This is a genomic window from Dyella monticola (assembly GCF_003363155.1).
GTDB lineage: Bacteria > Pseudomonadota > Gammaproteobacteria > Xanthomonadales > Rhodanobacteraceae > Dyella_B > Dyella_B monticola.
On the sequence record NZ_QRBE01000001.1, the window covers coordinates 634,256 to 657,820 of the forward strand.

Sequence of the window (23,565 nt, forward strand, 5' to 3'; positions counted from 1 at the left end):
GGATTGCTGGTGATTCTCTAGGTAAGTGACAATTCTGTAACTTCTTGGACCATTGTCAATGGAGGTGAATACTGATGGTTTCGATATTCAAATTGCTCCGTTTGTGTTTCTTGGTTTGCGGGTCTTTGGCAGTTGCGGGGTGCGTCACCGCCGATTATGCCGGAGGAATCAATTCCTTTTCCCAAGCCGTCTCGCAAACCAATGCGAGCGAACAGACGCTCGCCACAGCAGAACAGAAAGTCGCACTGGCCGAGTACATACAGCATTCAGCCGGCCTGAGCGTGGTGGTTGACTTAAGTAAGTGCCATGGAGTTCCCGGTCCATACAAACCCGGTGATTGCGTCGCTCAAATCCAGGGGGAGAGCCCTCCGGCGACGGAAAGTTCGTCCATGGGTGGTTTGACGAAATATGCGAACTTGCTGTCGTCGGTAGTGGCCGACAAAACATGCACTGCTCTGCAATCAGACGCCACAAGCATAGCTTCATCCGTTAGCGATATGGCTAAAGAAGCGAAGCAGCCACTAATTGGAGGAGATGCCGCTCCACTGGCAAGCCTCGCATCTACTTTTGGTTGCTTCTTCATAGACAAGAAACAGCTCGCCATTTTGCGCGCGGCTACAAAAGACGCAAACCCTGTAATACAGAAGTTGGTACCACTCATCGAGCAGAACGATCAGAATATGTATTCGACTGTACTTGAGGACGACATGCGCCAGTTGGGTGACGCGACGTTTAGTTACAACAGTTCGAAGTCCACCTCGGACCTAGCAAAGGTCATATCACTCACTCAAGCTGTAGACGCTGCGCAAGCGACTCCGCCTGGTCCGTTGGTTAGTAAGCTAGCTGTGCTTCATCAAAACTTGGCTGATGATTTGGCCAACCCGGCCGTGGACTTGAAAAGTGTTGAAAGCGATGCGCAGGCATTTATCGCTGATGCTAAGCAGGTCGATTCCGCTATCGGTGGGCTGACTGCATCGACGACTACGTCGACGACAGCAGAGAACTCACCTGCTCCGACGAAAAAAGCGCCAACTGCGGCGACACATGTAAAGAAGTAACCAAAGGCAACTCAACCGATTGCATTGGAGAATCGATATATGGCGAGCATCAGCGATTGCACCGCATCTGGAGAGGCCGCGCTTAATGCGCTATACGCTTTACAAACTGCGGCAATGAAATCCGGAAACCTTGTTGCTCAGAAGGCACTAAAGGATGATACCGACGATCTGACCTACAAGCTCACCCAATTGCATAGGCAGCAGATCGCTGTTAATGACGTACAAATAGCCAGCTTGACTGGTCAGTTGAATCAGGTTACTCAAGCAGCGCAGCAGGCCGTTGATCAGCTAAATGAGCTGGATAATGTATTGGATTATGTCGTAAAGGCATCTCAAGTCCTTGCAGGGGTGCTAGGTGCAGCTTAGCGCTCGCTCCCTTTCGGTCTGTGCGTGGAGAAATATCTAGACTCTCATAAAGGGGCCGGGGGTAATTAAATCTCTTTAACTACCTCTGGCCCATTTCTCGCTGGCTACATTATTCGTAAAGCGTTTCGAATTTGACAATTCTTCCGTCAACGATAGTAATAACAATTGTCTTGCCGTCTTGGGCATATTGCCACTGTTCACCGGGCATTAGCTGATTGTTCGGCAGACTGCTGGATGGCGTGCTTATAAAGGTTCGGATAGTGGGCTGCCCCATGAGTTGTTGCACCCTTGTTGCACTGTCACCAATGGTAAGCACTTTGGTGCCAACGCGTAGAGAGCTTTCTGCGTAGGCAGTAGCGCTGATAAGCAAAAGGACCAGTATCAGATAGCGTGCCATAGTCGCCTCCTCAATGTTGCTTACAGTACTAAGGTATACACATCAAATAGGGCGATGCGTGCAGATTTCCAAATGCGACGAATAAAAGAAAAAATGCGGAAACTAGACGTTGAGCAGGCGTAAATCGAGATCGCGAATTAGCACGCGACATCGTAAACCTCCCTTGCTAGCGAGCAGGAATAGAAACCCCCGTGCGGGGTTCACGCTAGCAGAGCGGTGCATTTGCTCACATTAGCGATGGTGCTATAGAACTTGTGGGGGGATGGCTGGCGACAAGTAGGCGGTGGCAAGTAAATTGCCTTGCTGATTGTGGCGATGGCGACGATCATCCCTCTACGGCGGGTAGACCTCAGGATCAGAGCCCTTTTCCCACCGCCTTTACACCACGAATCTAAACGCTGCACCATCGCGAACAACGTAGCCGGCAGTAGGCGCGGCATAGTGAGTGCCGATAACAAGAATCGGCTGATCGGCCCATTCGGCGAAGAGGCGCTTGCGGGTGAGCGTAGCGGCCTCGGGGTCGCTGTCGCCGAACATCCAGTGGAGGTGTGCTAGCTGGCTCGGGTGGTGGGTCATGTCGCCGGTGATTACCGCGCGTTTCCCCTCCGATTCAATCATCACGCTAACGTGGCCCGGCGTGTGGCCGATGGAAGGTGTGAGTCGGATCTCCGGCGAGATCACATGGTCCAGCTCCACCAGTTGCACGAGGCCGGCGTCGAAGATCGGCTTGATGCTATCGCCAAGCATCGCCTGCTGCTCTTCGTCATCATAGGTGCGCCAGAACTCGTATTCCTGCCGACCGAGGAGGTAGCGCGCCTTCGGGAAGGTCGGCACCCATTTGCCGTTCTCCAGCATCGTGTTCCAGCCGACGTGGTCGACGTGCAGATGTGTGCATACCACGGCGTCGACGCCATCGCGTGACCAGCGGGCCTCGCCAAGATGCTGCAAAAACGGCGTCGCCAACGGCAGGCCGCCGGTGATCTCGCGCGGCCGGTCGTTGCCTACGCAGGTATCGACAACCAGCTTCAGCCCCGGCGCATCGACTAGCAGCGCGTGCACGCTCAGCTTCAACGTACTGTCGTCTTCGCTGACGAAGTGCGGATAGAGCCATGTCAACTTGCGCAGCTCGGCCGCCGTGGCCTGCTGTAGATATTTGACCGGTACCGGCAAATCCATTTCAACGATGCGAGTGACCTTCACTCGGCCTATTTGCCAGCTCAGCATCACGTTCCCCTTTTCGCAAGGTTTGAATCGATAAAAGTCTGCGAGCCCGAAACCCAGGTTTAAAGCAGACAAAAGCGGAGTCGGGTTCGCTTGTAAAAAAGGATCATTGGCGCTTCAAAAGTATCATGACGAATGGCATATAAGCCCGACGAATGACGCGTGCAAAATTCGACAACTCGAAAACGGAATAGAGGCGAGCGCTTTAAAAAACGCCATGACGAATGGCATATAAGTGCGACGAACGACGCATACAAACTTCGACAATTCGCAAGAGAGATAGATCTTTTAAATATCTTTAACGAAGTTCGTCCGTTTTGTTTCGCCTTTTATCTCATTTTGTTTCTCTGCTTCATCGGACACTTCTCCAGCGGACATAGGCGTCCGCTTGGAGTCCACTATGAAACCCCCGATCATTGCCACGACCATCGTGCTAGGTCTTGCCTGTGTCGGCAGCAGCAGTGTCGCCCAAGACCAGACCCAAGCCACCAATTTGCAAAATTTCTCGGTCACCGCGCCAGCGGCCCAATACGAGACCTACGCCGTCACCCTGCCCATGGGTTTCGGATTGCAGGCCTTTGTTGGCAACACGCACAGGCAGTACGTACAAGCGGCGCGGGCCGCTGAGGGGTCCGAAGCCCTACGGATGAAGGGTATGGCCACACAGCCGTTTGTCACTGTGGCTATCGACAACTCGGACGGGCCCGGTGTCGCGAAACGGTTTCTGTTGACCGACTCCGTCCAAAACACGGTTGCCATCGTTGACGTGTATTGCAAGCGTGCCGCGCCCGAAGGCAAGCGGTGCCGGTTGGTTCCCCAGGTCGTTTAAGCCAACGTATAACCGGAACGGAAAAGGGTGCACGCTGAACTCTTTTCTGCAACACGTAAAACAACCCCCAACCCCATACCTCACACCACCCAAACTCCCTCTCCCTTCGGGGAGAGGGTTGAAGGGCAATGCAGCGCCGGATCCCAGCTTAAGCCAATAACCACTCCCTCCCCTGAGCAGGCAGGGGAGGGCTGGGGTGGCGTAGGCTCAGGTTAGCCGCAACGTAAAACGCTACAACCAAGCCCTGCTGCGCAAAGCTTCACTCGAAGCACCATCCTCGATCTGGCTACAAACTCTCCCATCCACAGCAGAGCGCAATCGCCTGCCTGGGTGTAAGCCCGCGCCAATTTCCTGCAAGATATCTCCCATACCGGTGGAGTCGATATGCCTATCGAAAACGAGGATAAACTCGTCATTGCAGGTTTCTGGCGCCGCATCCTTGCTTTCCTCATCGATGTGCTCATCCTCTTCATCATAGGAGAGCTGATTGGAACGCTGTTTTACGATGCGCTCGTGGACGTCGGTGCGCCTGCACGGCTTATCGGCTTTGCCGTGGCGCTCGCATATTTCGGGGTTTTCAATAGCCACATCGGCGAAGGGCAAACACCAGGCAATCGCTTGCTCAGCATTTGCGTGGTAGATGCGCAGGGCGAACCATTGTCTTTGGGACGAGCCTTGGCTCGAAGCGCAATACTCGGCACACCTTATTTTCTAAACCCTCTGTCGCTAGTTGTACCGTTGTCGCCCGCATTGCATGTACTGGCGGTTTTTGGCCTCGGGTTCGCCACCATCTACTTGTACGTGTTCAACCGAAACACATGGCAATCCCTCCACGATCTTGTGGTTGGGTCGTATGTTATCCGTGTGGAAATCGAGTGCAGCGAGGCCCATTTCCCGCGACCATGGCGCGGACACTGGATAGTCATACCGCTGTTCACAATGCTCGCCCTGGGTGCGCCGATGGCTATCACGCACTTCAACAATACGGGTTTGCTCATTGGACTCGCGCCGATGACTCAAACGGTGAAAGCGAAGCCCCATGTTATGCGGGTCGTGGTCCATCGTGGCTCGGCATTCTTCTCTAACGGAGCCTCCGTGCATTACCTGGGTGCGGCGATTCGTTTAGATGCACCTATTACGGATGATCCTGATTACGCCCGCAACATTGCCCGCATCATGGCCGAAGACGATCCCGATCTATCCCAGGAGGATGTCGTCAGCGTTTCTCTCCCCTACGGCTTCGATATCGGTATCGCCTCAGGCGGGACCACGCAGATGTATAGGTCCAGTCCTGGTGAGCTTGGGTGACGCTGAGCGGCGGCTTTTTTGATTGGGTACGCAAAATTTCAATTCGAGATCAGTAAAGTGACTGATAAAACAGGGAGGATGCACGATGGGCCTATCGCGTCTAGGAGTCAGTTGTCTATTCATTCTTCTCACGTCCATCACGTGCGCACAAGCCGAAGAGGACCGCTATTGCCGTGCAGAAGATTGGAATGGCCCAGCGGTGACGACGCGTATTGCCACTTGGAGTGCAGGAGCAGTCACCGAAGGGATGCCCTCTCAGTTACGAGAGGCATTTGATAGCTCCGATCCGCAATGTGGCGGAACGCCTTGCTTTGCGCGCGGGGGAGTCACTGGCGTGGAGGTGCGCCAGGTTGGCGCGTCTGTCTGCGTCGGAGTGCCTCAGAAGGGCAAGCTAGCGACGATGTTCGGCTGGATTCCGGCGTCTCGATGGCATGGCACTGACAGTTCACCCCAGCCGGTAGTCCGATGGGTTGGTGTATGGCAGAACGAGACGGCAAAAATAACTGTTCAATCTATGGTTGATGGTCAGCTCGATATCAAAGGTCATGCGGTTAGGGATTTAGGTCCTGATGGAGGAGATGTTGAAATTTACGGAGACTTCTCGATAACGGGCAAACCAAAAAATGGCGTCGTAACGTCGAACGACGATTCCGATCCCTGTAAGGTGTCCATTCGACTTTTGGGCGATTACCTTGTTGCGGCAGATAACGACGCCTGTGGTGGGATGGGTATTACGTTCGCTGGCATGTATCGACTACGGCATCATTGAGTACGGCTTTTCTCCGCACCCTTAACGCCTGTTTCTGGCCGAGAGCAGATTGCAATGCTTTTTGGCCTATGCGAAAAATGAAGTCGATGACCTGACTTCGGAACAGAAAAAGTGCTGAAGCAAATCATCGAGCAGTGGAGGTGATGATGGATAAGAACCTATTCAACGAGCTGATGCAAAGCGTTACCGAGATGAACGAGATTCATCACTGGGAGCAGGGGCGCCGCAATCCAACGGGTCCTGCTAGAGCGCTTCTGCGTGCCATTGAGAGGGATCCAAAGCATGTGCTGGCTGCCCTGATTGGTTAACGCCACGAGCAGCGTGATCACCCACGGATCAGTGTTGTATCGTCCAGTGCCCTAATCTCGGGGCAGTTCAGGGCCGTCCATAGACGGGCCTTTTATTTGGGGTCCTGTAACCCGGCTCTTTCTCTACGCAACAATCGCAAAAACATGCGAATCGATTCGGCCGCCCGCTGCGATGGACAACGTCCCGGACATCTGCAGCGAGGGCTTTTCAGCAAACACCGAATCACGCATGATTTTGTCAGCGTCGCCAGGCGCTACAGGGGCGGGGAAGTGAACATTGCATGCCTTACTGGATACGTTCCAGCGTGGCGGCATGGCGCTACCCCCAGGGACGTGACCAACGGTAAAGGATCGGTATGAAGCTTCCAGTGATCGTGCGCGCCGCACTTTGTGTTGCGGCCACCAGTCTTCTGTCGGGCTGCATCAACAACGTGCAAGTCAAGGACGTCCAGCAAGACAAGGCCGGTTTTCTCGCTAGCCATTTTTCACCGAGCAGTTTATCGACTGGGGTGTATAAAACCATCACTGACGCTGACAGCGGGCAGATGAAGTTCAAGCGTATCGTCTACCAGCTCAACTGGGACAACGATGTGGAAAACAAAGACAAAACCTACAAAACAAGCGAAACGTACACGCTTACCAATGTCGGTAATGGCCTCGTCGAAGTGATGTCGGAGAATTCGCGCAATGGCGTACCGTTCTCCCAAGACTACCAACTCAGCTATCGAAACCTGATCACTATCAAAGGCCAATCGATGAATTTGGGGGCCAACATCGCTCCCATGGAAATGGAAATGAAGAGTTTCGAGCACTTCGACCCCATTTCTTCGTTTAGGTCCGGACTCGAATACAAATATAAGTACGGAACCTCCGCGCAGATCATGAACTACCGCGATGGCCACACATCGTGCGAGCGTGGCGATGCACAGCCGGCTTCGGAATTGAACGCAACACTATCGGGCGAAGCGTGGACGATAAGTTGCCATTTTTTCAATCAAAACGACGTCCTTCAGTCGACCGTGAAATTCGCCTATTTGGAAAACTACGGCATAACCGTTGCCGAACATGTGCAATCGTCAGCGTCCGTCAATGAATCCAAGATTGCTTCGTTTACTGTCGAATAATTTAAAGAGGATCAGAGTCTGAGGTTCCCCGACGTTTTGCTCGTCATTCCGGCCTTCGCCGGAACGACGAGCAAAGGTGGCAAGTTCGCCAGTGCGAGCAATTTTCCTGATTTGTCCGGACTGTTGAATGTTGCTGCGCTTTGTGACGACACCAACGTATGTCAACGTCGAATGCGGTGGATCGTGGCCGGACCTTCTTCAATTCGCCCATCAAACGACTTATCAAATTAACGCTGAAACGATGTGAGAGAACGCAGGGGGACGGTCATGGAAGAGATGTCGAGCACGATATCCGACGCGGCTTTGGAAACCAGTGTAGAGCCGGCGCCAGCGACGTTTAGTTTTGAATGGTTGGAGTTGCGCGTAGCCAAGTACAGGCAGGACGATGACGAACCCGTGACCACCAGGCTGGATCGTGCTCAGCAGCTTTCTCCTGGCCCTGCTGACGGTCACCTATCTAATTTCATGGTGGGCGGTTCGAACCAAAAGCCGCCTCGACCTATACGAGGTTGTGCTGACGGAAGCATCGCTACGCGAAAGTGAGGAACGGGAAAAGGATGCGCACTGAGCTTCCGCATTGGCCGCATCACTGCCACGCCCGCTGTTGATCAGCAAACCAATTTTCATTCCTCAGTTGATCCAACGCCTCGCCAATCTGCTCGCTGATCTGGATAAAAACGCGATAGAGCTCGGCACGGCTTATCGTCACGGTGGTAGTGCCGTGCGCATCACCGGCATCTCCACGGGCTATGCGTGCCATGAGGTGAACCATCGTTTGGATTTCTTTGAGCTCCAAATAACTGTCTTCGGATAACAGGTACAGTTGCGGCCCCATGCGGGTGCCGGGTGTGTCTTTCATGAGCGTTCTCCACACGTTTAGATCACGCCGCGTATTGCGCGCGGCGTGAAGGGCTACAGGAAAAATCCTGCTCGTTTTGTAGGAATCAGCTGCTTCCGTTTTGACGAATGCCCACTTTGGCTCGACGTCGCGCCGCTGACGCGGGTGTGAAGTAGGTGAAATGCACCATGGTGGGAGCACGAAGACGTGCCGGTGCCGTATGATCGAGCGTAACCATCATTAACTCCATCTTAGTTGGTGGTGGCCAGCGGGTCGTCTGAGCTGCTACTCGGGCGATCCGCGTTACTTCACATCATGTCAGGCGTGTCGCAGTCATCAAAGAGGATGGGCACGCCCGACAACCGAACCTTCGCATAAGCGCGGCATGTTATCTGTCGGTGGCGAGTGCTTTGACATGTTGGCAAACGCCTACGCGAAGAAAGCTCCAGGGACGGAAGTGGTTAAATGAGGTTATCTGCCTCCCTTCCGTTTTCTCCTTTTTAACGACGCTTACGCTGGCCTCTTTGAAATGGAGCGGTCGTCTTTCGATCGCCACGATGGGGTGTGCCGCGGCGTTTTTTTTGCCGCCGTATCACGCGGTAAGCGGGTGGGAATCACCCCCCCACCTACGGCGGCCATTCTTCCATCCGAGAGACGTCATTCCGGCCTTCGCCGGAATGACGAGCAAAACGTGGCGAGTCAGGCCCCCGACCCGTTCCGGAGGCCGTATCATCCATCCGGCAATACAGGCAGATCATTCCTCTAACCAAGGTGTGGCGGACATGGCAGCCGAACTCCAACAGTTTATCCATCTGCTTTTTATCGGCGTGGTGGCGTTGTTCCCGGTGGTGAATCCCATCGGTACGGCCTTTGTGGTGATGCCGTATTTCGCTCACCTGGATAGTGCCGGCAAAAAGCAGGCGGTAGCCAAAATCACGCTGTACGCGTTTTGCGTCTGCACCGTTACCCTGATCGCCGGCGCATGGATATTGAAATTGTTTGGGCTATCCATTCCCGTGGTGCAGCTCGCGGGCGGCATCATGATCTGCAGGATGGGCTGGGAATTCCTGACGACCGATAAAGATTCAACTGCAGACAGCAACGATGATGTCGGTCAAGCAAAAGCGCGCAACATCGACGATCAGTTGTTTTACCCATTGACGTTTCCGCTGACCACCGGCGCGGGAACGATCTCGGTATTGCTGACGCTGAGCGCGCATGGTGCGGATGTCGACCTGCGCAAGACCGTGTACAACATGACCGCGATCCTGCTGGCCATCGTGGTGATGTGCGTGCTGGTGTACGTGTTTTTTCTCAATACGCAGCGCATCGAACGCTATCTCGGCTCCCAGGGGGAGCGGATTTTCAATCGCTTGATCGCGTTTTTTATTTTTTGCGTGGGGCTGCAGATTGCTGTTACGGGGCTCAAAACGCTTTTTGGTTAAGCCAGAGAACCGGGCGGCTTCACTTATTCCACGACATTTTACGCGTAGGTGAAGCTGCCCGTTTGTTTATCTCTCAGGCGGCCATTGCTTCAGCCATTCCTGTCTCGCTGTCATCGCTGCACACATCACGCCACAAGTGATACATCACGCCAAACATCGCCGAATACACCACGAGAAACAAGGCGATATAGAGCGGTACGATCAGCACGAACACCAGCACGCCGATGAGTTTGCCAATCAGGGCGAGCACAAGTAACACAAGCCCAAGGCAGAGGCCGACGGCGATCCAGGTAAGGATAAGGCCCAGTACAAGCATCAGCAGCGGCAGTACGTTCTTCAGCGTGCCGATGATACCGTCGCCGATGGCGCCAAATACGCTGCGGTTGCTCAGTGTCACCTGGCCCAGACCGATGGAATAGAAGCCCATCATGAAAATGGCGACCAATGAGAGGAGCAGCATGGTCAGCCCGAAACCGTCGGGCAGGGCGGTGGGCGGCAGTTGATGGTTGGCCTGCGCGGTGAGCACTTGCATGTACCAATGGGCGATGGTGCTGCCCCCTGCCAATGCGATGACGATGGCGAGCATCGCGACGTAAATCACCATCATCGCAACGCCGTAACCGATCAGGCGCAGTGTCTTGCCCTCGCGGTAGGGTTTGATGACATCGCCTGCGCGGGCGGTGAGCCCACGCTCTGCCGCATCGGCCAATTGCAGATAACCTGCGTAGAGCGGCAAGAGAAGCAGGCCGATCAACAGCGGTATCGCCATGATCCAACCGAACGCGGTTGATGGCGGTGGTGTACCGGAACGCAGCAGATGGTATTGCATCGGCATCATGATGAGCACGGGAATAAGCGCCGCCAGCGCCACAATCACTGCGCCACCAAACAGTGGCTTGGGATGGCGAAAACCCATGCTGATGCCACGACTCAGCCAGCCAAAGCCGGCCGAAGCCCCCACGGAACGTATAGCCATAGTGTCACTTCCCTGATGTGCGGCGCCCCCGCGCCGTGCGGGTTGAGCATAGCAAGCTCTTTGGGCTGCAGTCCCGGCGGTGACCGCCAAAAAGGGCGATGGGCGTGCATGCTAGTCGGTTCAAAACGAAGGGGCGCTCCGCGAGCGTGGGCAACGCGAACGCCTCGGTATTAAAGAATGGCGATTACCCTAACGGAGGGCAGCCGCATCGTATTTGGACGCCACCTTATATAAACGAAAAAGCCGTGCGATGCGCACGCCGCACGGCCTTATTCACAACGCCGAAGCGTCCAGGACGATCGCATCAAGCACAGGCACGGTGACCGGAATCAAGGCCCGTGCAGACTGATTAATCGTTGCTATTGCCCTTGATGGTGTGCTCCGGTCGGCATTGACCGCCATCGCAGCTGATCAATACGCTGTAGTCGCCACACGCTGCGGTGTAGGTCGAGTTTCCATTGGCTTTAACCGCACCACAGCCAACCTGATTTGCAGCGGTCTGGGCAAGCGCTAAATCTGCATCGACGGTGGGCGTGGAGGCTGTGGCTACCGGGGTCGCCTGCTGCACCGGCGCAGGATCTGCGGCGGGCGCGGGCGATGACGCTACCGCGGTTGGCTTGGCTTCGCTTTCAGGCTGCGGCGGTGGCGGCGTTGCGGTGGTGGTCGTCGCGGCGACCGGGGCAGGGGCGGGGGGTGCTGTCGCTGCCGCCACGTGCGTGGTTTGAATGCAGCTTACGAACGCAGGGTCTTTGAAGGCTTCTTCGATGTTGTCCTTCACCACCTCGTTGAGTGTGCCGAAGGCATTGGCGAATTTGGCGGTGTGCTTCTTTAAAACCTTTTGCTGGTTGTAACAAGGTGCGCCGCCGCCAACTGAATCGACCACGTAGGTGACATCGAGCGTCCAATCCACGCTGTAGCCCAGATCGTCAATGAGGAAGTCGTTGATGGTGCCGTGCACGACCGGGCCCTGGCCCATTTTTATGCCGACGAAACGCGACTCGTCAAACAGCGCCTGTTTGAAGTATTCGCCCACGTTGCGGTCGATCATGATATTTCCGATCGCCGTGTTACGGATCTGGTTTTCCTTTACCTTGCCGGTGTCGCCAGGCGCATATTTGAACGCGCCCAATTGCTCGCTGCCGGAAAGGGTCATGGTGGAGCTGGGTGCATAGTTGACCGTGACTGTTGCACAGCCTGTCAAAGCCAAACTCAGCGGTGCCATCAATAGAAAACGCTTCATGGGGTCCCCTGCTATGTGTATGTCCATATTTTCTTGCGCCCTGGACGCAAGGGTTTCGTACATAGGGGAGCGCTGGCATGCGCGAATGCGCCCCCGATGGGAGCTAGAATGGCGTGCAACGAATTGTCCCCTGTGCTCGTAGAGTTTTGCGCAAACCACGGGATATTTCCAGCGCGCAAGTGATGTGGCCCCGGCTGAAAAAGCGGGTTTGCTTGCCAGGGAAACTTACCGAAGGGTAGGCGTCAGCCAAATTGTCATAATCCGGTTTTGCGGCGTTATCGAGGCTTCGTTGCAAAAGGGCGGCTTGGTATCCTTTCGGCTTCGATGACATTTTTAAGGTTGGAGAAAGTCACTCATGACCATGCGTACATGCGCCCTGTTGGCAACGATGATGCTGTTGGCAGGATGTGCCTCCGACCCCGACATGACGGTGAAGCATCGCCTTCCACATGGAAGCACAGTGGCCGTGGTGATGCTGGAGGACTGCACGATCGCCCAGCAGACCGATTGTGACGGTTCCGGGGTGAAGGCCAGCGCCACCGTTGTCCGCGTACTTTCGCAAAAGCCGGGCCTGCACGCTGTCTCCTTGCCAAGGCCCGTTGGACCCAAGGCGCCGCTCACCGACGATGCGGCGATCGCCTATGCCCAGGCAAAAGGCTACCGCTACGTAATCAATGGCGAGGTGCAGGATTATTACCGCACCGGGCACGTGGCCTTGCATTCGGATCGCGCAGGACTCTCCGTGCGTGTATTCAATACATCCAACGGGCTGGAGTTATTGGCCTATACCTATCAAGAAGATTCCAGAACGCATTTCACCTCGCCCGATGACATGTTGGAAGACATGGCAAAGCAACTGGCCAACGCGATCGTCACGGAGCCAAAAAGACAGCACCAGGGTAATTTTCTGCTCTACAAGGGCAATTAACTGACAGGTTGTTGTCTTATCACGGTAACGGCCGAAATTGATCGCCGTCGTCACCGATGAAGTCCATTCCTACCTCAACGTCACCCGGCGTAGGCCGGGGTCCAGTATAAATACGCTGCGCGAAGCACATATACTTTTTTTCGCTTCTTACTTAATCCAGCGCAGCGCCCATCCGTTCGTCGACGGATGCACTTGAATTCGATATAGCCATCTAAAAGCCACCGCAATGGCGGCCTCGGCAAACCAGGCCATCACTATTTAATTACCACGGCTGCGAAGAGACGCCCACGCATACTACGCGTCTGTTGAAGTTATCCACGCCACTCTATGACGAGTATTCAAACGCAGCCTCCCCGCGATACGAACCGCGCCGAACCTTCCACTGATCCGGCTGTTCCCCACTCGGCGCCAAAGGACAACGCCAAAGGCATCGTTCCTTTGGTAAGCCCAAACCCAACACCCCGCGGCACCGACTCGCAACGCTCCCATGTGTACAAAAGCGATTTGCCGCCAAAACCTGGCAATCCGGCAGCGTCCTCCACGATGCATGACACGTGTGCGGATGCATCCGATCCCCCACATCCTTCCGTATCTGACCCTGTGCAGCAGCGTCTGCAGGTACTGGGTCATGCACCTACGCCTCCTACGCCACACGCCACACTCTCGCACTGGTTGCATCAGTCGCTCAAAGACAGGCTCGGTCAGGACATCGATCCGAGCCATACCTACCTGGTCAGCCTCAACTACAACACCGATGGCAAGCCGGGCCCAGGCCCGTATCAAGGTCAGGTCGTGCGCAGGGAGTCGCTAACCGATGCAGCCCTGCATAACACGCAAGAGGCTGACACCGGCGCTGCCGGCCATACGCTGGTGCCTTACCGACCCGGTGGTCCCAACATCCAGGTCACACCGACGCTGCCGATCAAGCTTCCCGGTGGATTGGCCGATCTGGCCTATCGCTACTGGGCGCATGGTCACGACGAAAAAGCCGACTACACCTACACCTACGAGGGTATCTACAAGGAAGGCGACGGCGCGCACTACGGCGCCGCCAACCAGCTCGCGCTCAACCCGAAAGATTTTCGTGCCATGGTGTGGGACAAGGACCCGAGCCAGGTCGTGACGTCCCAATTGGATACGTTCTGGAATGAGAACGAAGGGAATTATGCGCAGCAAGCGCGTGTGTCCTTCTTTGCTGCTGCCGATACCGCCATTCCTAAGGTCGCATCGTCGTCATACGAGCCGGGCGATCTCAAACCCGAAGATCGTGCCTTGGCCGCATGCATGCTGCAGCAACCGCGCAATGCAGGTATCGACAGTGGCCGACTTAATATGGGTGATTATGTCGCCAGCGATGTGATGTACGCACAGGACACGCGCACCGGCCGCGTCCTGTTGTATGCGCCGGGCGATAAAACGCCTTTGCAGGGCTTCGACTCGCTCAGCGACTTGCGCAACAGTTTGGCCAAGGCGATGAAGGACCCAGTTAAGCGCGAAGCCTTGATGGGGCATTTCAAGGTTTACGATCAGCGCGATGGCTCCAACAATGTTTTTGGCAAGGCGGGTGTCCATGGCATCTTGAACGGTATCGCGGTTTATCCTGATACCTACGCGCCGCCCAGCCTGTTGTTGCACAAGGGGCAGTGGGATCCCGAACGCTATATTGGACTGACGCCTCAACACGGCGACCCCTTCAAGCAGTTGACGGAAGACGTCAAGGCTCGCACGTACGCTGATGCACAAACGCTGGTGACATCCGACCGCGATGTTACGGAACGGGATGTGCTCAAGTGGATGAGCATCGGCGGTGTCGTGCTGGGGGCCGCGCTGACGCCGTTGTCATTGGCGGGAACGGGGGCGGGGCTACTCGCAAAAATAGCCACTGCAGCCAATCTGGGCACAGGGGCGGCCAGTATCGCCGTCGGCATGGATCAGAAGGACCGACATAAGCCCGAAGGTACCGATTCGATCGTCGATGGGATGATGCAACTGGGCCTGATGGGTGGGCTGAAGGTCATCGAGCTACACGGAGGTACGGAGACATCCGCGCCACGTTCGCAGAGGTCCTTGCCGAACGACACCGCTAACCACCCGCAGGCACCCGATGGCATGGAGGGCATCACGCTGCCTGATGATCCGGCGACCTACTATGTCTATCGCACGGTCGATCCGAATCGCCCGCGCGAGCTGTACACGTGGGACCCGGATGGCCATCTGACGCGAACGGGCAAGCATATCGATGCCGATGCGCAGCGTGTGGGAACGAAAGGGGGCATGAATCCGGCTGACCACGCGCCTGAGCACAATCCGCGCGCCACCATCGACGAGGAGCTGACCCGCCTTACCGGCGTGCCTACGACATCGCAGGACCTGGAGAATTTCATCGCCTCGTCCGCGCACACGCCGTCCTCGGCTTTCCGTTACTCAGCGTCCCGGCCAGGTACGTCGGCAGCGTTGGGCACGATGGACGAAGAACTCACTCGCCTCACCGGCGTGCCCACCACCGTGAAGGACCTTGAAGCGTTCATCAGCTCGGAGGCGCAGACGCCGCCCTCGTCTCCCCGTTACTCGCCGCCCCGGCCAGCTACGTCGGCAGTGCCGGACACGATGGACGAAGAACTCACCCGCCTTGCTGGCGTGCCTACCACCGTGCAGGACCTGGAAGCGTTCATCCGTTCGTCTGCGCGCGCGCCCGATGACCCACCATCACAGCCAAGTACTTCGGCCGCCGTATCTTCACAAGGAGGATCATCCGCATCGGGAGCGGGGCCGTCCACCGCCGGTACGAGAGGCACTTCCATCACGGGTGCGGGCGCGGACCGTAGTATTGCCCCAGACCAGATATCGCTCCTCAGGATAAGCGCGCGCGATCCGATGTCGCTATCGCGACTGAAGATGATGAAGATCGATGGCCCTGCTGCCATGCACTATCGCCTTACCAATTTGGCGAGGCGGAACGTCACGAAGGTCGACGCCGCTGAAAAAGCTTTAAGGGATTCCGGTTATGTCGTTGAAGAAGAATTGGTGAGACCCCGCAGAAGCGGGCCTATCACCTATCTGAAGGTGACAAAGTCGGGAGAGGGATCTTTCTACGTCCTGCCCAGGCACGCCATACGCCAACGGAACAATTTATATGTGAATGGGGCGAGGATGCTTCCTGCAGACGCTAACATTCCCATTATCTATGCGGCATATTTGGCGGACGAAGGTGGACGCAGCGGCACTATTTATTTCCAGACATATCGGGCCGCCGCGGCGCCATCGTCGCGATTGACCATAAAGAGAGACCGATAGCGTGCCTGTCGCCATCTAAAACACTTGGCTTTTTTGTGACGCATTGAGAGGACGGAATATATGAACAACATCCATGCGACTTATCCCATTGGTAAGGCGGGCAACGCTTGGGGTAAAGCAGAAAAAGACCTGTGGCTCTCGCAGCGGGTTCGTCAACGCAGCTATGACGTGGATGTGATCAAAGCGGTTGATCGGTTGCGCGCCCGCTTCGACGTGTCGGAGTATGGCCGGCTTGATTATGACCAGGGCTGCTTTCCGCTGCTTTGCGTGCGTACGCGGGAGTGGGCGAGTGAGCTTCCCGTCATGCTGGTCACCGGTGGCGTGCACGGTTACGAAACCAGTGGCGTGCATGGCGCGCTTCGTTTTGCCGAGCAGCATCTGGCCGACTATGCCGGACAGGCAAACCTACTTGTCGCCCCATGTGTCAGTCCGTGGGCCTACGAATGCATCCAGCGCTGGAATCCCGATGCCATCGATCCGAACCGTTCGTTCTACGAGAACAGCCCATCGGGGGAGTCGGCCGCGTTGATGCGGCTGGTTGCGCCGTTACGCGGCCGCTTCGTGATGCATATCGACCTGCACGAAACCACCGATAGCGATGAATCCGAATTCCGCCCTGCGCTCGCTGCGCGCGATGGCAAAGTGTTCGAGCCGGGTGAAGTGCCCGATGGCTTCTATCTGGTCGACGATACCCAGAATCCGCAGCCGGCGTTTCAGCAGGCCGTGCTGGCGGCGGTGTCGCAGGTTACGCATATCGCGCCGGCGGATGCACAGGGCCAGATCATCGGCTCGCCGCTGGTGGCGCCGGGCGTGATCGAGTATGCGTTGAAGGAACTGGGTTTGTGCGCCAGCATCACCGGCGCCCGCTACACCACCACCACGGAGGTTTATCCCGATAGCCCGCGTGCGACGCCAGAGCAGTGCATCCTGGCGCAGGTCGCGGCAGTGCGTGCTGCGTTGGATTACGCGTTGGGGCATGGTTGAGGGGAAGGTGGCTAAAAAGGTTGCCGCTTGGGCTTTTCCGCGCTCTTGCCTATACGTGCAATAGTGCATGACAAGCAAAGCCGAAAAACCTCAGACCACCCTGCATTGTTCACGCGCAAATTGGCCCTCCCCAAACCCCATTATTTGGCTACCGACGGTCCCTTACTGAAACCCCTAAACTGACCAAAATCATCGGAGGGCGGGTCGATGCGCATCGCAAGCGTGGGTCATGCCGTTTTCTCGGCAACCATGATCGCTCTGGGTGTCCTGTGTTTGATCACAGGACACTACGCTTCACTTTGGCAGCCGCTGGACCTCAGCGTTCCAAGCGGTGCGTTTCTGCCCTATCTGTGTGCACTGATCACATTAGGTTGCGGTATAGGCCTGCTTTGGCAGCGGGTAGAAGCCGCGCTTGTTTTGCTACTGTATTTTCTGGCCTGGTTGCTGGTCTACAGGGCGCCGGACTTTTTTTCTGCTGCCTCACAGGACCCTTGGTATGGCAGCGCCGAGTGCGCGGTGTACGTAGCGGCGGCGTGGGTGCTATTCGCGTGGTTTTCTAATGGCTGGAACATGCCGCATTTTCTCCGCTTCGCTACCGGTGACAGCGGCATTCGCATCGCCAGGGTGTTGTACGCCTTGGCGATGATTTACTTCGGCATAGGGCATTTCCGCTATTTCAAAGGAACCATCGACGCCGTGCCTGCGTGGCTGCCGTGGCACGCAGCGTGGGCAGGTTTCACAGGCTGTGCCTACATCGCTGCGGGTATCGCGATGCTCGTGGGTGCTTATGCACGCATGGCCGCTGCACTCAGCACATTGCAGATGGCGGTGTTCACGCTACTTGTATGGGTGCCCATTTTGATCGTGGGTGCCACCGCTTATCAGCGGAGCGAAAGCGTCGTGTCCTGGGTCTTGACGGCAAGCGCGTGGGTGGTGGCAGATTCTTACCGCAACGTACCTTGGTTTGCGTTCGGAAAAAAAGCAAGCAGGGCCTAAGATTTTTCCGCGATTTGCACGTCATTCCGGCCTTTGCCGCAATGACGTGCAACGAGTCATCCCGTGAACCGTCAAGCCTGATCGGGTGCGATCGGAAGTTCGCGCATTAATTTCGAGCTCCAGGGGCACCAGACGCCAGCGGGTAAGAAACTTCCGCCAACCTGATCCAAATTCAGTTCGACCATGGATGCGGTTGCATCACATTCTTCGGCTTCCGAATCGAAGAGTGTGATGGAAGCCGGATCAAGGTGGTAAGACCAGTTTTTGTTGTAATCGGCGCGGTCTTTGACAACGCGACCCTTGATGTGAACGGCTCGGCCAATGTAGCTGCCGTCCAGAATGCCAAGAATATGCCTTACCGTGGCGGGGTCGTCGACCGCAATCACAAACTCATTGAGTACTTGCCCGACTTCGGCAGGATGACGGGACAGCGACGTGCGCCCCACATCAGGTGTTACGAAGGAAAAGTAGCGAGTTTGTGCCGCTGCCGAAAAAGACGCTGAGTAAAGCGCCATGACAGCAATTGAGCCAATGATTGAATGGATTTTCATGTGTCGTATCCTGAGTCTGTGTATAGGTGCAGGACTTTTTTGCCAGTGCACGAGCGGCTGCCTATGACGCAGCGAGTCTTATGGCTGCCTGCTTTGCTTGCGTTTCAAAAATCTGGCAGTCGATACCGTGTGCACGCTTTAACGTTCTCATCATTTTGGAAAATAACGTTATCAGCGTTTAGCAACAGGACGCGTCCGAATATATCGCTGGAATTCGTCTGATTTACGGCTTGAGAGGGTAGTGCTTTATCGACTCGGAGCCGATTGGCGCACCACCGCCATTTTTGAATAAACCACGATAACGCCTCCTGCCAGCAACTAAGGCAGCGGTTGTTTACTAAACCAGGTATGACATCTGGCACTGTATATACAGCGCGAGCATAGCTACTGTCGCAAGCGAGGCTCAGCTTTCCCCACACAACGCCATGTGCTTTTCGCACCCGTTCAATGACGCAGGTGCCGGTGATTCTTATGCCTCAAAATACGTGCCGCGCCACGCTCGCGTTTGCTGCAAGTTGTCTGTTGGCTTCATTGGCCATCTGCGACAATGCGCATGCCACGCTCATGCTTCCCACGGATGCCCTCGACGCAAACCTCACGGCCGATGTGCCCGCCTGTCATCGGTATGATGGATTGCAGCCCCAGGGCACAACCAGCGTACCCATCAGCACCTGTGAAACCCTGTCGCCTGATCTTGGCAAGTTTCGCGCAAGCTTGACCGACAATGGGTGGTGGATCGAAGGGGGTACGTTCCTGGGTGGCACGTTCGATCTTTTGAATCATGCCGCGCATCCTCAACTCTATATCGGGCAGGACCCTACTTATCGCGCTAACACGTACGTCTACATCACGTATGATTTGTCGCGAATCGGTTTTGCCGGCGCATCGCAATTGGTATTCAACGCGAATGTGCAGGCGTTCTCGTACGCCGGGGAAAATCCCACTGGTTTCGCCATTAACAGCCTTTACATCAGTCAGCGCTTCAACGATGGGCGCGAGCAGGTGCAATACGGTTTCGACGAACTGGGCAATCAGTTCTACGGCTTCTCGCTAGGCACCAATTCGACCACATCGCCGGCGGGTGTGGGTAGCTCCATTCCCTACGAAGTGGGGTTCATCTTTAATAAGTCCGCGCCAGAGATCAATCTGCGCCTGGCCTCGCACGACACGCATTTTTACGACCGCTTCGGCGTCACTCGCAGCGTGGACCCGCAGGGGCCGCAAGCGGATTGGGACGCCAATAATTTCTGGGGATTGAAATGGCATATTCCCGGCGCCGGGCCGCTCTATATCAATGAGCTTGGCTATCAGCTCGATGCGCAGCCTCAGCAGCACATGATGTGGCTGCGCCAGGGCGTGATTTACAACGCAAGCCGCTTCACTGGTTTCAACGGCGGCTACGCGGATGGCAACTATGCCTATTACATGGTCGGTGACTATCAGTTGTTTCAAACCGATTCAACACAGCCGTACCGCGGGTTTTACATCAACGCCAAGGCCGACTATGCGCCGCCCGATCGAAACGTTTTTGCCGGCGACATTGGTGCAACGTTCTACGTGTTAGGCCCTTTCGATCGTCCGTACGATGTGCTCGCGCTGGGCTACACATACAATCAGTTGAGCAGGTCCTTCGAACATATGCGAGAGGCAAGCGGCTACACCGCTGTCGATTTCAGCCGTAACTACGCGCTGTCTTATGTCTACCGATTGGGGCGCGGCGTTTATCTCTCCAATCAGCTCAGCTACACCGTTAACCCTATACCAAGCCCGAAACAGGCGCCGGCTTTGACGTGGATGAGTTCATTGTCTTTGTCTTACTGATGGGCGCCTTGCGGGGATCTGTGCCGCCACACAGGCAGCTTTAGCACCTTGTGGTCAGCGGGCAGATATTTATGAGCTTGCCTGAGGGCAGGCGTCTCCTGCCGACATCCGCTCCGCCAGCAGTGCGCTGAAGGCATCGGCCGTGAGCGGTTTGCCGAGCAAGTAACCCTGCATCTGATCGCACGCCATGAATTGGAGTTCGGAAAGCTGCGACGCGGTTTCAACGCCTTCAGCGACAACTTCCATATTGAGCGAATGGGCAAGTGCGATGATGGCCGAAACGATCGCGCGGCTTCCCCGATCCTCGCCATCCAGCCCATGGGTGAAAAAGCGGTCGATCTTCAACTGCTTCACGCGAAAGCGCTCAAGGTAGGCCAGGCTGGAATAGCCGGTGCCGAAGTCATCGATGGCGATCTCGAAGCCGGCGTGTTGAAACGCCTGGATCATTTCGACCGTCTTGGGTGCGTCATGCATCGCCACGGCTTCGGTGATCTCGAAGATGATCTGTTCGCAATCGACGCGCTCTGCGCGCACGATGTCGATCATGGTGTCGATGAGATCGGGTTGGGCTATTTGTCGCGGGGAAAGGTTGACGGCCACGCGCATCGCCGGGAGCCCCATGGCCTGCCAATGCCGAATCTGCCGGCATGTCTGGCGCACGACCCACTGACCAATTTGAACGATCTGGCCCGAGCGCTCGGCAGTGGGGATGAATTCCGTGGGCGTCAGCATGCCAAGCTCTGGATGGTTCAGGCGCAGCAGCGCTTCGGCGCCCACCAGTTCATTGGTGGTGCCACAGTATTTGGGTTGGAAGCGTAGCGAAAAGTGCCCTTGATCCAGCGCCGCGCGCAGCGCGTTCTGGATGTGCAACGTACGCATGGCCGCTTCGTTCATGCTTGCTTCGAAAAACCGCCACGTCGCTCGGCCTGCGCGCTTGGCCTCATACATCGCCGCGTCTGCGTTCTTCAACAATGTATCGGCGGTTTCACCGTCGCGTGGGTACAGCGCAATACCTATGCTCGGCACTGCCTGAAACGGCTGACCATCGCGCCAATGTTCCCGCTCCATGCGGTCGAGAACGCTTTGCGCAATATCCTGAGCATCATCCGGTGACGTGAGGTCTTCCATCAATACGACGAACTCGTCACCGCCCAGCCGCGCGACCGTGTCACCGTCGCGCACACAATGCAGCAGCCGTCGCGCGAAGGCCTTCAGCACTTCATCGCCGGCTGAGTGGCCCAATGAGTCGTTGATGGTCTTGAAACCATCGATGTCCATGAATAGAACCGCGAAGGTTTCCTGTGAACGCTTCGCGTTATGCACGACCGTTTCGATGCGCTCGACGAGCGCGCGGCGGTTCGGCAGATCGGTTAACGCATCATGGTTGACCATGCGCACGATCTGGTCGTTGAGATGGTTGACCGAGCCTGCAAGCAAGGCCGTTCTTACGTCAAAACGCGACAGCATGAGTGTCACGGTCAGAATCGCAAAGGTGAATAACGTAATGGTCGTCGCCAGCCATCGTGCATCGACATCGTTGGCCGCGCCGCATATCGATCCCGGCATGAAGCCAGCGGCCGCCATGCCTGTGTAATGCATGCCGGTGATGGCCAGGCCCATCACCAGGGCGGCGCCCGCACGCTTGATGATGACGTGCTGCTGGCGGACATCGCTCAGTGTGCGCGCGATCCATAGCGCAGCCGTGGATGCCACGATGGCAATGGTGATCGATGCGACGAGAAGTGTCGGGTTGTAATCGATGCCCGGCTCCATGCGCAGTGCGGCCATGCCTGTGTAATGCATGCCGGCAATGCCCAAACCCATCAAGACGCCACCAACCGCAATGCCACGCAACTTGAGGTGTTCTCTGGCTGCGACATGAAGCGCAAACCACGAAACGAACATTGCGATAAGTAGCGAATAGCCTGTAATAGCCGGGTCGTACCCGAGAGGAATCGGTAGTGAAAACGCCAGCATGGCGACAAAATGCATCGACCATATTCCAACCCCCATGGCCGCAGCCCCGCCGGCCAGCCACGCATGGCGGACGGCGGATGCTTTCAGCATGGAGATGCGACTTGTCAGGTCGAGCGCTGTATAGGAGGCCAGCACGGCCACCATCAGCGAAACCACGACAAGCGCGGGGTTATAGGTACTAGGCATAGAGCAGCACGTGAACCGGGTCCTGGCGTTTTAGTTGGTGTTATCGATGTTCAGATGCATCGTCGGGGAGGCCGTTTTGGTCAGTTAACTCTCAGGCAGGTAGTAAAACTGCCGTAAATGGGCATAACCCAACCTGACGCGTGTTCAGATTGAATTGGCGCCCTTTAAACGGGAGGCTTAAGTGGTGAGCCTAAAAATCACCGTCACATAGATACGCAACGACTGTGCCATGGCTTGTTTAGCGCCAGGAAGAGGGGATTAAAAAGGAGGGTGGAGTGCGTTTGGGATGTATCCCGTTGGACGCAACCGCATGTACTCGTGCGGCCGTCTGGACTATGTGCGCGGGGCTGCGATGTAGAGGCGATCAACACCGAAGGGCCTATCACTGGGAAGCGATAGGCACAGGAAGCGCTGGGTAGTCGAAGGAAACGCTTGAAGCAGGACGCTAGTGATTCGACGCAGGGGTCGCCTGATAAAACACATTCAACCAGGCGCCGCTGCGCTTCACCCATAGGGATGAAGCAAAACTCTCCAACTGGAAGGGCTTGTCATGATCGAGCCCCATCGCCTTTACGTGGTAGGTGACGAGCGCGGCATTCTGCGCCACAAAGCGAACGTCGAACATGGAAAGCGTGCATTGATCGAAGCGCACATGGGCGTCCATCGCAGAGGCTTCGCTCAATCCTTTTCCCACCACACCGCTTCCGGTAACGGTAATGAAGTCCTGCGCATGAAAGGCCTTGTAAGCGGCGGCATCCCGCTTGATGGCGAGATCCCAACTGGCCCGTTCTTCCGAAATCAGTCGTTGTGCAACGGTGTCGTTCACCGTAGCGGACGTGGGGGCGGTGCTGCCGGCGGCATCGCAAAGGGGCTGTGGTGCGGCGTTGACGGTCCCCGATAGCAATAAGCTGGTCAGTGCGATGCGTAATATTCGTTTATTTGTCATGTA

The 23,565-nt window shown here is 56.2% G+C and carries 21 protein-coding genes; 13 read left to right on the forward strand and 8 right to left on the reverse strand.

Annotated features, from left to right (window positions below; genetic code table 11):
* Positions 1 to 74: 74 nt before the first annotated feature.
* Together DWU98_RS02720 and DWU98_RS02725 are read left to right on the forward strand one after the other, a co-directional pair.
* Positions 75 to 1,058 (forward strand): hypothetical protein, encoded by a 984-nt coding sequence (locus tag DWU98_RS02720; protein WP_115493906.1) that lies wholly within the window; start codon positions 75 to 77, stop codon positions 1,056 to 1,058.
* Positions 1,059 to 1,097: 39 nt separating this feature from the next.
* The gene (locus DWU98_RS02725; RefSeq protein ID WP_115493907.1) at positions 1,098 to 1,424 is read left to right on the forward strand and encodes a hypothetical protein; all 327 of its coding nucleotides are present in this window, start codon (positions 1,098 to 1,100) and stop codon (positions 1,422 to 1,424) included.
* A 109-nt stretch (positions 1,425 to 1,533) separates the two neighbouring features.
* On the opposite strand, the gene DWU98_RS02730 is transcribed toward DWU98_RS02725, so the two are convergent.
* Positions 1,534 to 1,821 (reverse strand): DUF2845 domain-containing protein, encoded by a 288-nt coding sequence (locus tag DWU98_RS02730; RefSeq protein WP_115493908.1) that lies wholly within the window; start codon positions 1,819 to 1,821, stop codon positions 1,534 to 1,536.
* Between the two features lie 378 nt (positions 1,822 to 2,199).
* On the reverse strand, positions 2,200 to 3,045 hold the full coding sequence (locus DWU98_RS02735) for an MBL fold metallo-hydrolase (protein ID WP_115493909.1): 846 nt from the start codon (positions 3,043 to 3,045) through the stop codon (positions 2,200 to 2,202).
* 397 nt (positions 3,046 to 3,442) lie between these two features.
* On the opposite strand from DWU98_RS02735, the gene DWU98_RS02740 reads away from it, so the two are divergent.
* From DWU98_RS02740 to DWU98_RS02755, 5 genes are all read left to right on the forward strand, one after another.
* Positions 3,443 to 3,871, forward strand: coding sequence for a hypothetical protein (locus DWU98_RS02740; RefSeq protein ID WP_115493910.1), 429 nt, complete (start codon positions 3,443 to 3,445; stop codon positions 3,869 to 3,871).
* A gap of 384 nt (positions 3,872 to 4,255) precedes the next feature.
* The gene (locus DWU98_RS02745) at positions 4,256 to 5,179 is read left to right on the forward strand and encodes an RDD family protein (protein ID WP_115493911.1); all 924 of its coding nucleotides are present in this window, start codon (positions 4,256 to 4,258) and stop codon (positions 5,177 to 5,179) included.
* Positions 5,180 to 5,513: 334 nt separating this feature from the next.
* Positions 5,514 to 5,948 carry a hypothetical protein gene (locus tag DWU98_RS21585; RefSeq protein ID WP_147293179.1) on the forward strand — a complete coding sequence of 145 codons (435 nt, stop codon included), beginning with the start codon at positions 5,514 to 5,516 and terminating at the stop codon, positions 5,946 to 5,948.
* 146 nt (positions 5,949 to 6,094) lie between these two features.
* Positions 6,095 to 6,256, forward strand: coding sequence for a helix-turn-helix domain-containing protein (locus DWU98_RS22085; RefSeq protein WP_196239453.1), 162 nt, complete (start codon positions 6,095 to 6,097; stop codon positions 6,254 to 6,256).
* A gap of 368 nt (positions 6,257 to 6,624) precedes the next feature.
* Positions 6,625 to 7,380, forward strand: a complete 756-nt coding sequence (locus DWU98_RS02755) for a hypothetical protein (RefSeq protein ID WP_147293180.1) — start codon at positions 6,625 to 6,627, stop codon at positions 7,378 to 7,380.
* Between the two features lie 586 nt (positions 7,381 to 7,966).
* On the opposite strand, the gene DWU98_RS02760 is transcribed toward DWU98_RS02755, so the two are convergent.
* Positions 7,967 to 8,239, reverse strand: a complete 273-nt coding sequence (locus DWU98_RS02760) for an XAC0095 family protein (RefSeq protein WP_115493914.1) — start codon at positions 8,237 to 8,239, stop codon at positions 7,967 to 7,969.
* Positions 8,240 to 8,742: 503 nt separating this feature from the next.
* Between DWU98_RS02760 and DWU98_RS02765 the strand changes: the two genes are divergently transcribed.
* The gene (locus tag DWU98_RS02765; RefSeq protein ID WP_230474625.1) at positions 8,743 to 9,663 is read left to right on the forward strand and encodes a MarC family protein; all 921 of its coding nucleotides are present in this window, start codon (positions 8,743 to 8,745) and stop codon (positions 9,661 to 9,663) included.
* A 73-nt stretch (positions 9,664 to 9,736) separates the two neighbouring features.
* Here DWU98_RS02765 and DWU98_RS02770 read toward each other — a convergent pair whose 3' ends face one another.
* Entirely contained in the window at positions 9,737 to 10,639 is a 903-nt protein-coding gene (locus DWU98_RS02770) for a hypothetical protein (RefSeq protein WP_147293181.1), read from the reverse strand.
* A gap of 349 nt (positions 10,640 to 10,988) precedes the next feature.
* Positions 10,989 to 11,879, reverse strand: a complete 891-nt coding sequence (locus DWU98_RS02775) for a hypothetical protein (protein ID WP_147293182.1) — start codon at positions 11,877 to 11,879, stop codon at positions 10,989 to 10,991.
* Between the two features lie 355 nt (positions 11,880 to 12,234).
* Here DWU98_RS02775 and DWU98_RS02780 point away from each other — a divergent pair, with 355 nt between their 5' ends.
* The 4 genes from DWU98_RS02780 to DWU98_RS02795 all read left to right on the forward strand — a co-directional run bounded on the left by DWU98_RS02780 (position 12,235) and on the right by DWU98_RS02795 (position 18,081).
* Complete coding sequence (locus tag DWU98_RS02780; protein WP_115493918.1) at positions 12,235 to 12,807, forward strand: hypothetical protein; 573 nt, start codon at positions 12,235 to 12,237, stop codon at positions 12,805 to 12,807.
* A 600-nt stretch (positions 12,808 to 13,407) separates the two neighbouring features.
* Positions 13,408 to 16,101, forward strand: coding sequence for a dermonecrotic toxin domain-containing protein (locus DWU98_RS02785; protein ID WP_115493919.1), 2,694 nt, complete (start codon positions 13,408 to 13,410; stop codon positions 16,099 to 16,101).
* Between the two features lie 60 nt (positions 16,102 to 16,161).
* Positions 16,162 to 17,085 carry a M14 family metallopeptidase gene (locus tag DWU98_RS02790; RefSeq protein WP_115493920.1) on the forward strand — a complete coding sequence of 308 codons (924 nt, stop codon included), beginning with the start codon at positions 16,162 to 16,164 and terminating at the stop codon, positions 17,083 to 17,085.
* 207 nt (positions 17,086 to 17,292) lie between these two features.
* Positions 17,293 to 18,081 carry a DoxX family protein gene (locus DWU98_RS02795; RefSeq protein ID WP_115493921.1) on the forward strand — a complete coding sequence of 263 codons (789 nt, stop codon included), beginning with the start codon at positions 17,293 to 17,295 and terminating at the stop codon, positions 18,079 to 18,081.
* A gap of 71 nt (positions 18,082 to 18,152) precedes the next feature.
* Here the strand turns inward: DWU98_RS02795 and DWU98_RS02800 are convergent, their stop codons facing one another.
* The gene (locus tag DWU98_RS02800) at positions 18,153 to 18,632 is read right to left on the reverse strand and encodes a BP74-related protein (RefSeq protein WP_147293183.1); all 480 of its coding nucleotides are present in this window, start codon (positions 18,630 to 18,632) and stop codon (positions 18,153 to 18,155) included.
* A gap of 471 nt (positions 18,633 to 19,103) precedes the next feature.
* On the opposite strand from DWU98_RS02800, the gene DWU98_RS02805 reads away from it, so the two are divergent.
* Complete coding sequence (locus DWU98_RS02805) at positions 19,104 to 20,453, forward strand: carbohydrate porin (RefSeq protein ID WP_147293184.1); 1,350 nt, start codon at positions 19,104 to 19,106, stop codon at positions 20,451 to 20,453.
* A gap of 69 nt (positions 20,454 to 20,522) precedes the next feature.
* Here the strand turns inward: DWU98_RS02805 and DWU98_RS02810 are convergent, their stop codons facing one another.
* Entirely contained in the window at positions 20,523 to 22,616 is a 2,094-nt protein-coding gene (locus DWU98_RS02810; RefSeq protein WP_115493924.1) for a putative bifunctional diguanylate cyclase/phosphodiesterase, read from the reverse strand.
* A gap of 445 nt (positions 22,617 to 23,061) precedes the next feature.
* Positions 23,062 to 23,562: a nuclear transport factor 2 family protein gene (locus DWU98_RS02815; protein WP_115493925.1), complete on the reverse strand. Its 501-nt coding sequence runs from the start codon at positions 23,560 to 23,562 to the stop codon at positions 23,062 to 23,064.
* Positions 23,563 to 23,565: the final 3 nt, after the last annotated feature.

Excerpts from the sequence above, each read along its gene's own strand:
- DWU98_RS02780 (WP_115493918.1), top strand. The coding sequence starts at position 12,235 with ATGACCATGCGTACATGCGCCCTGTTGGCAACGATGATGCTGTTGGCA.
- DWU98_RS02740 (WP_115493910.1), top strand. The coding sequence starts at position 3,443 with ATGAAACCCCCGATCATTGCCACGACCATCGTGCTAGGTCTTGCCTGT.
- DWU98_RS02735 (WP_115493909.1), bottom strand. The coding sequence starts at position 3,045 with ATGCTGAGCTGGCAAATAGGCCGAGTGAAGGTCACTCGCATCGTTGAA.
- DWU98_RS02745 (WP_115493911.1), top strand. The coding sequence starts at position 4,256 with ATGCCTATCGAAAACGAGGATAAACTCGTCATTGCAGGTTTCTGGCGC.
- DWU98_RS02730 (WP_115493908.1), bottom strand. The coding sequence starts at position 1,821 with ATGGCACGCTATCTGATACTGGTCCTTTTGCTTATCAGCGCTACTGCC.
- DWU98_RS02775 (WP_147293182.1), bottom strand. The coding sequence starts at position 11,879 with ATGAAGCGTTTTCTATTGATGGCACCGCTGAGTTTGGCTTTGACAGGC.
- DWU98_RS02720 (WP_115493906.1), top strand. The coding sequence starts at position 75 with ATGGTTTCGATATTCAAATTGCTCCGTTTGTGTTTCTTGGTTTGCGGG.
- DWU98_RS02790 (WP_115493920.1), top strand. The coding sequence starts at position 16,162 with ATGAACAACATCCATGCGACTTATCCCATTGGTAAGGCGGGCAACGCT.
- DWU98_RS02815 (WP_115493925.1), bottom strand. The coding sequence starts at position 23,562 with ATGACAAATAAACGAATATTACGCATCGCACTGACCAGCTTATTGCTA.
- DWU98_RS02725 (WP_115493907.1), top strand. The coding sequence starts at position 1,098 with ATGGCGAGCATCAGCGATTGCACCGCATCTGGAGAGGCCGCGCTTAAT.
- DWU98_RS02810 (WP_115493924.1), bottom strand. The coding sequence starts at position 22,616 with ATGCCTAGTACCTATAACCCCGCGCTTGTCGTGGTTTCGCTGATGGTG.
- DWU98_RS02760 (WP_115493914.1), bottom strand. The coding sequence starts at position 8,239 with ATGAAAGACACACCCGGCACCCGCATGGGGCCGCAACTGTACCTGTTA.
- DWU98_RS22085 (WP_196239453.1), top strand. The coding sequence starts at position 6,095 with ATGGATAAGAACCTATTCAACGAGCTGATGCAAAGCGTTACCGAGATG.
- DWU98_RS02770 (WP_147293181.1), bottom strand. The coding sequence starts at position 10,639 with ATGGCTATACGTTCCGTGGGGGCTTCGGCCGGCTTTGGCTGGCTGAGT.
- DWU98_RS02800 (WP_147293183.1), bottom strand. The coding sequence starts at position 18,632 with ATGAAAATCCATTCAATCATTGGCTCAATTGCTGTCATGGCGCTTTAC.
- DWU98_RS02805 (WP_147293184.1), top strand. The coding sequence starts at position 19,104 with ATGCCTCAAAATACGTGCCGCGCCACGCTCGCGTTTGCTGCAAGTTGT.
- DWU98_RS02795 (WP_115493921.1), top strand. The coding sequence starts at position 17,293 with ATGCGCATCGCAAGCGTGGGTCATGCCGTTTTCTCGGCAACCATGATC.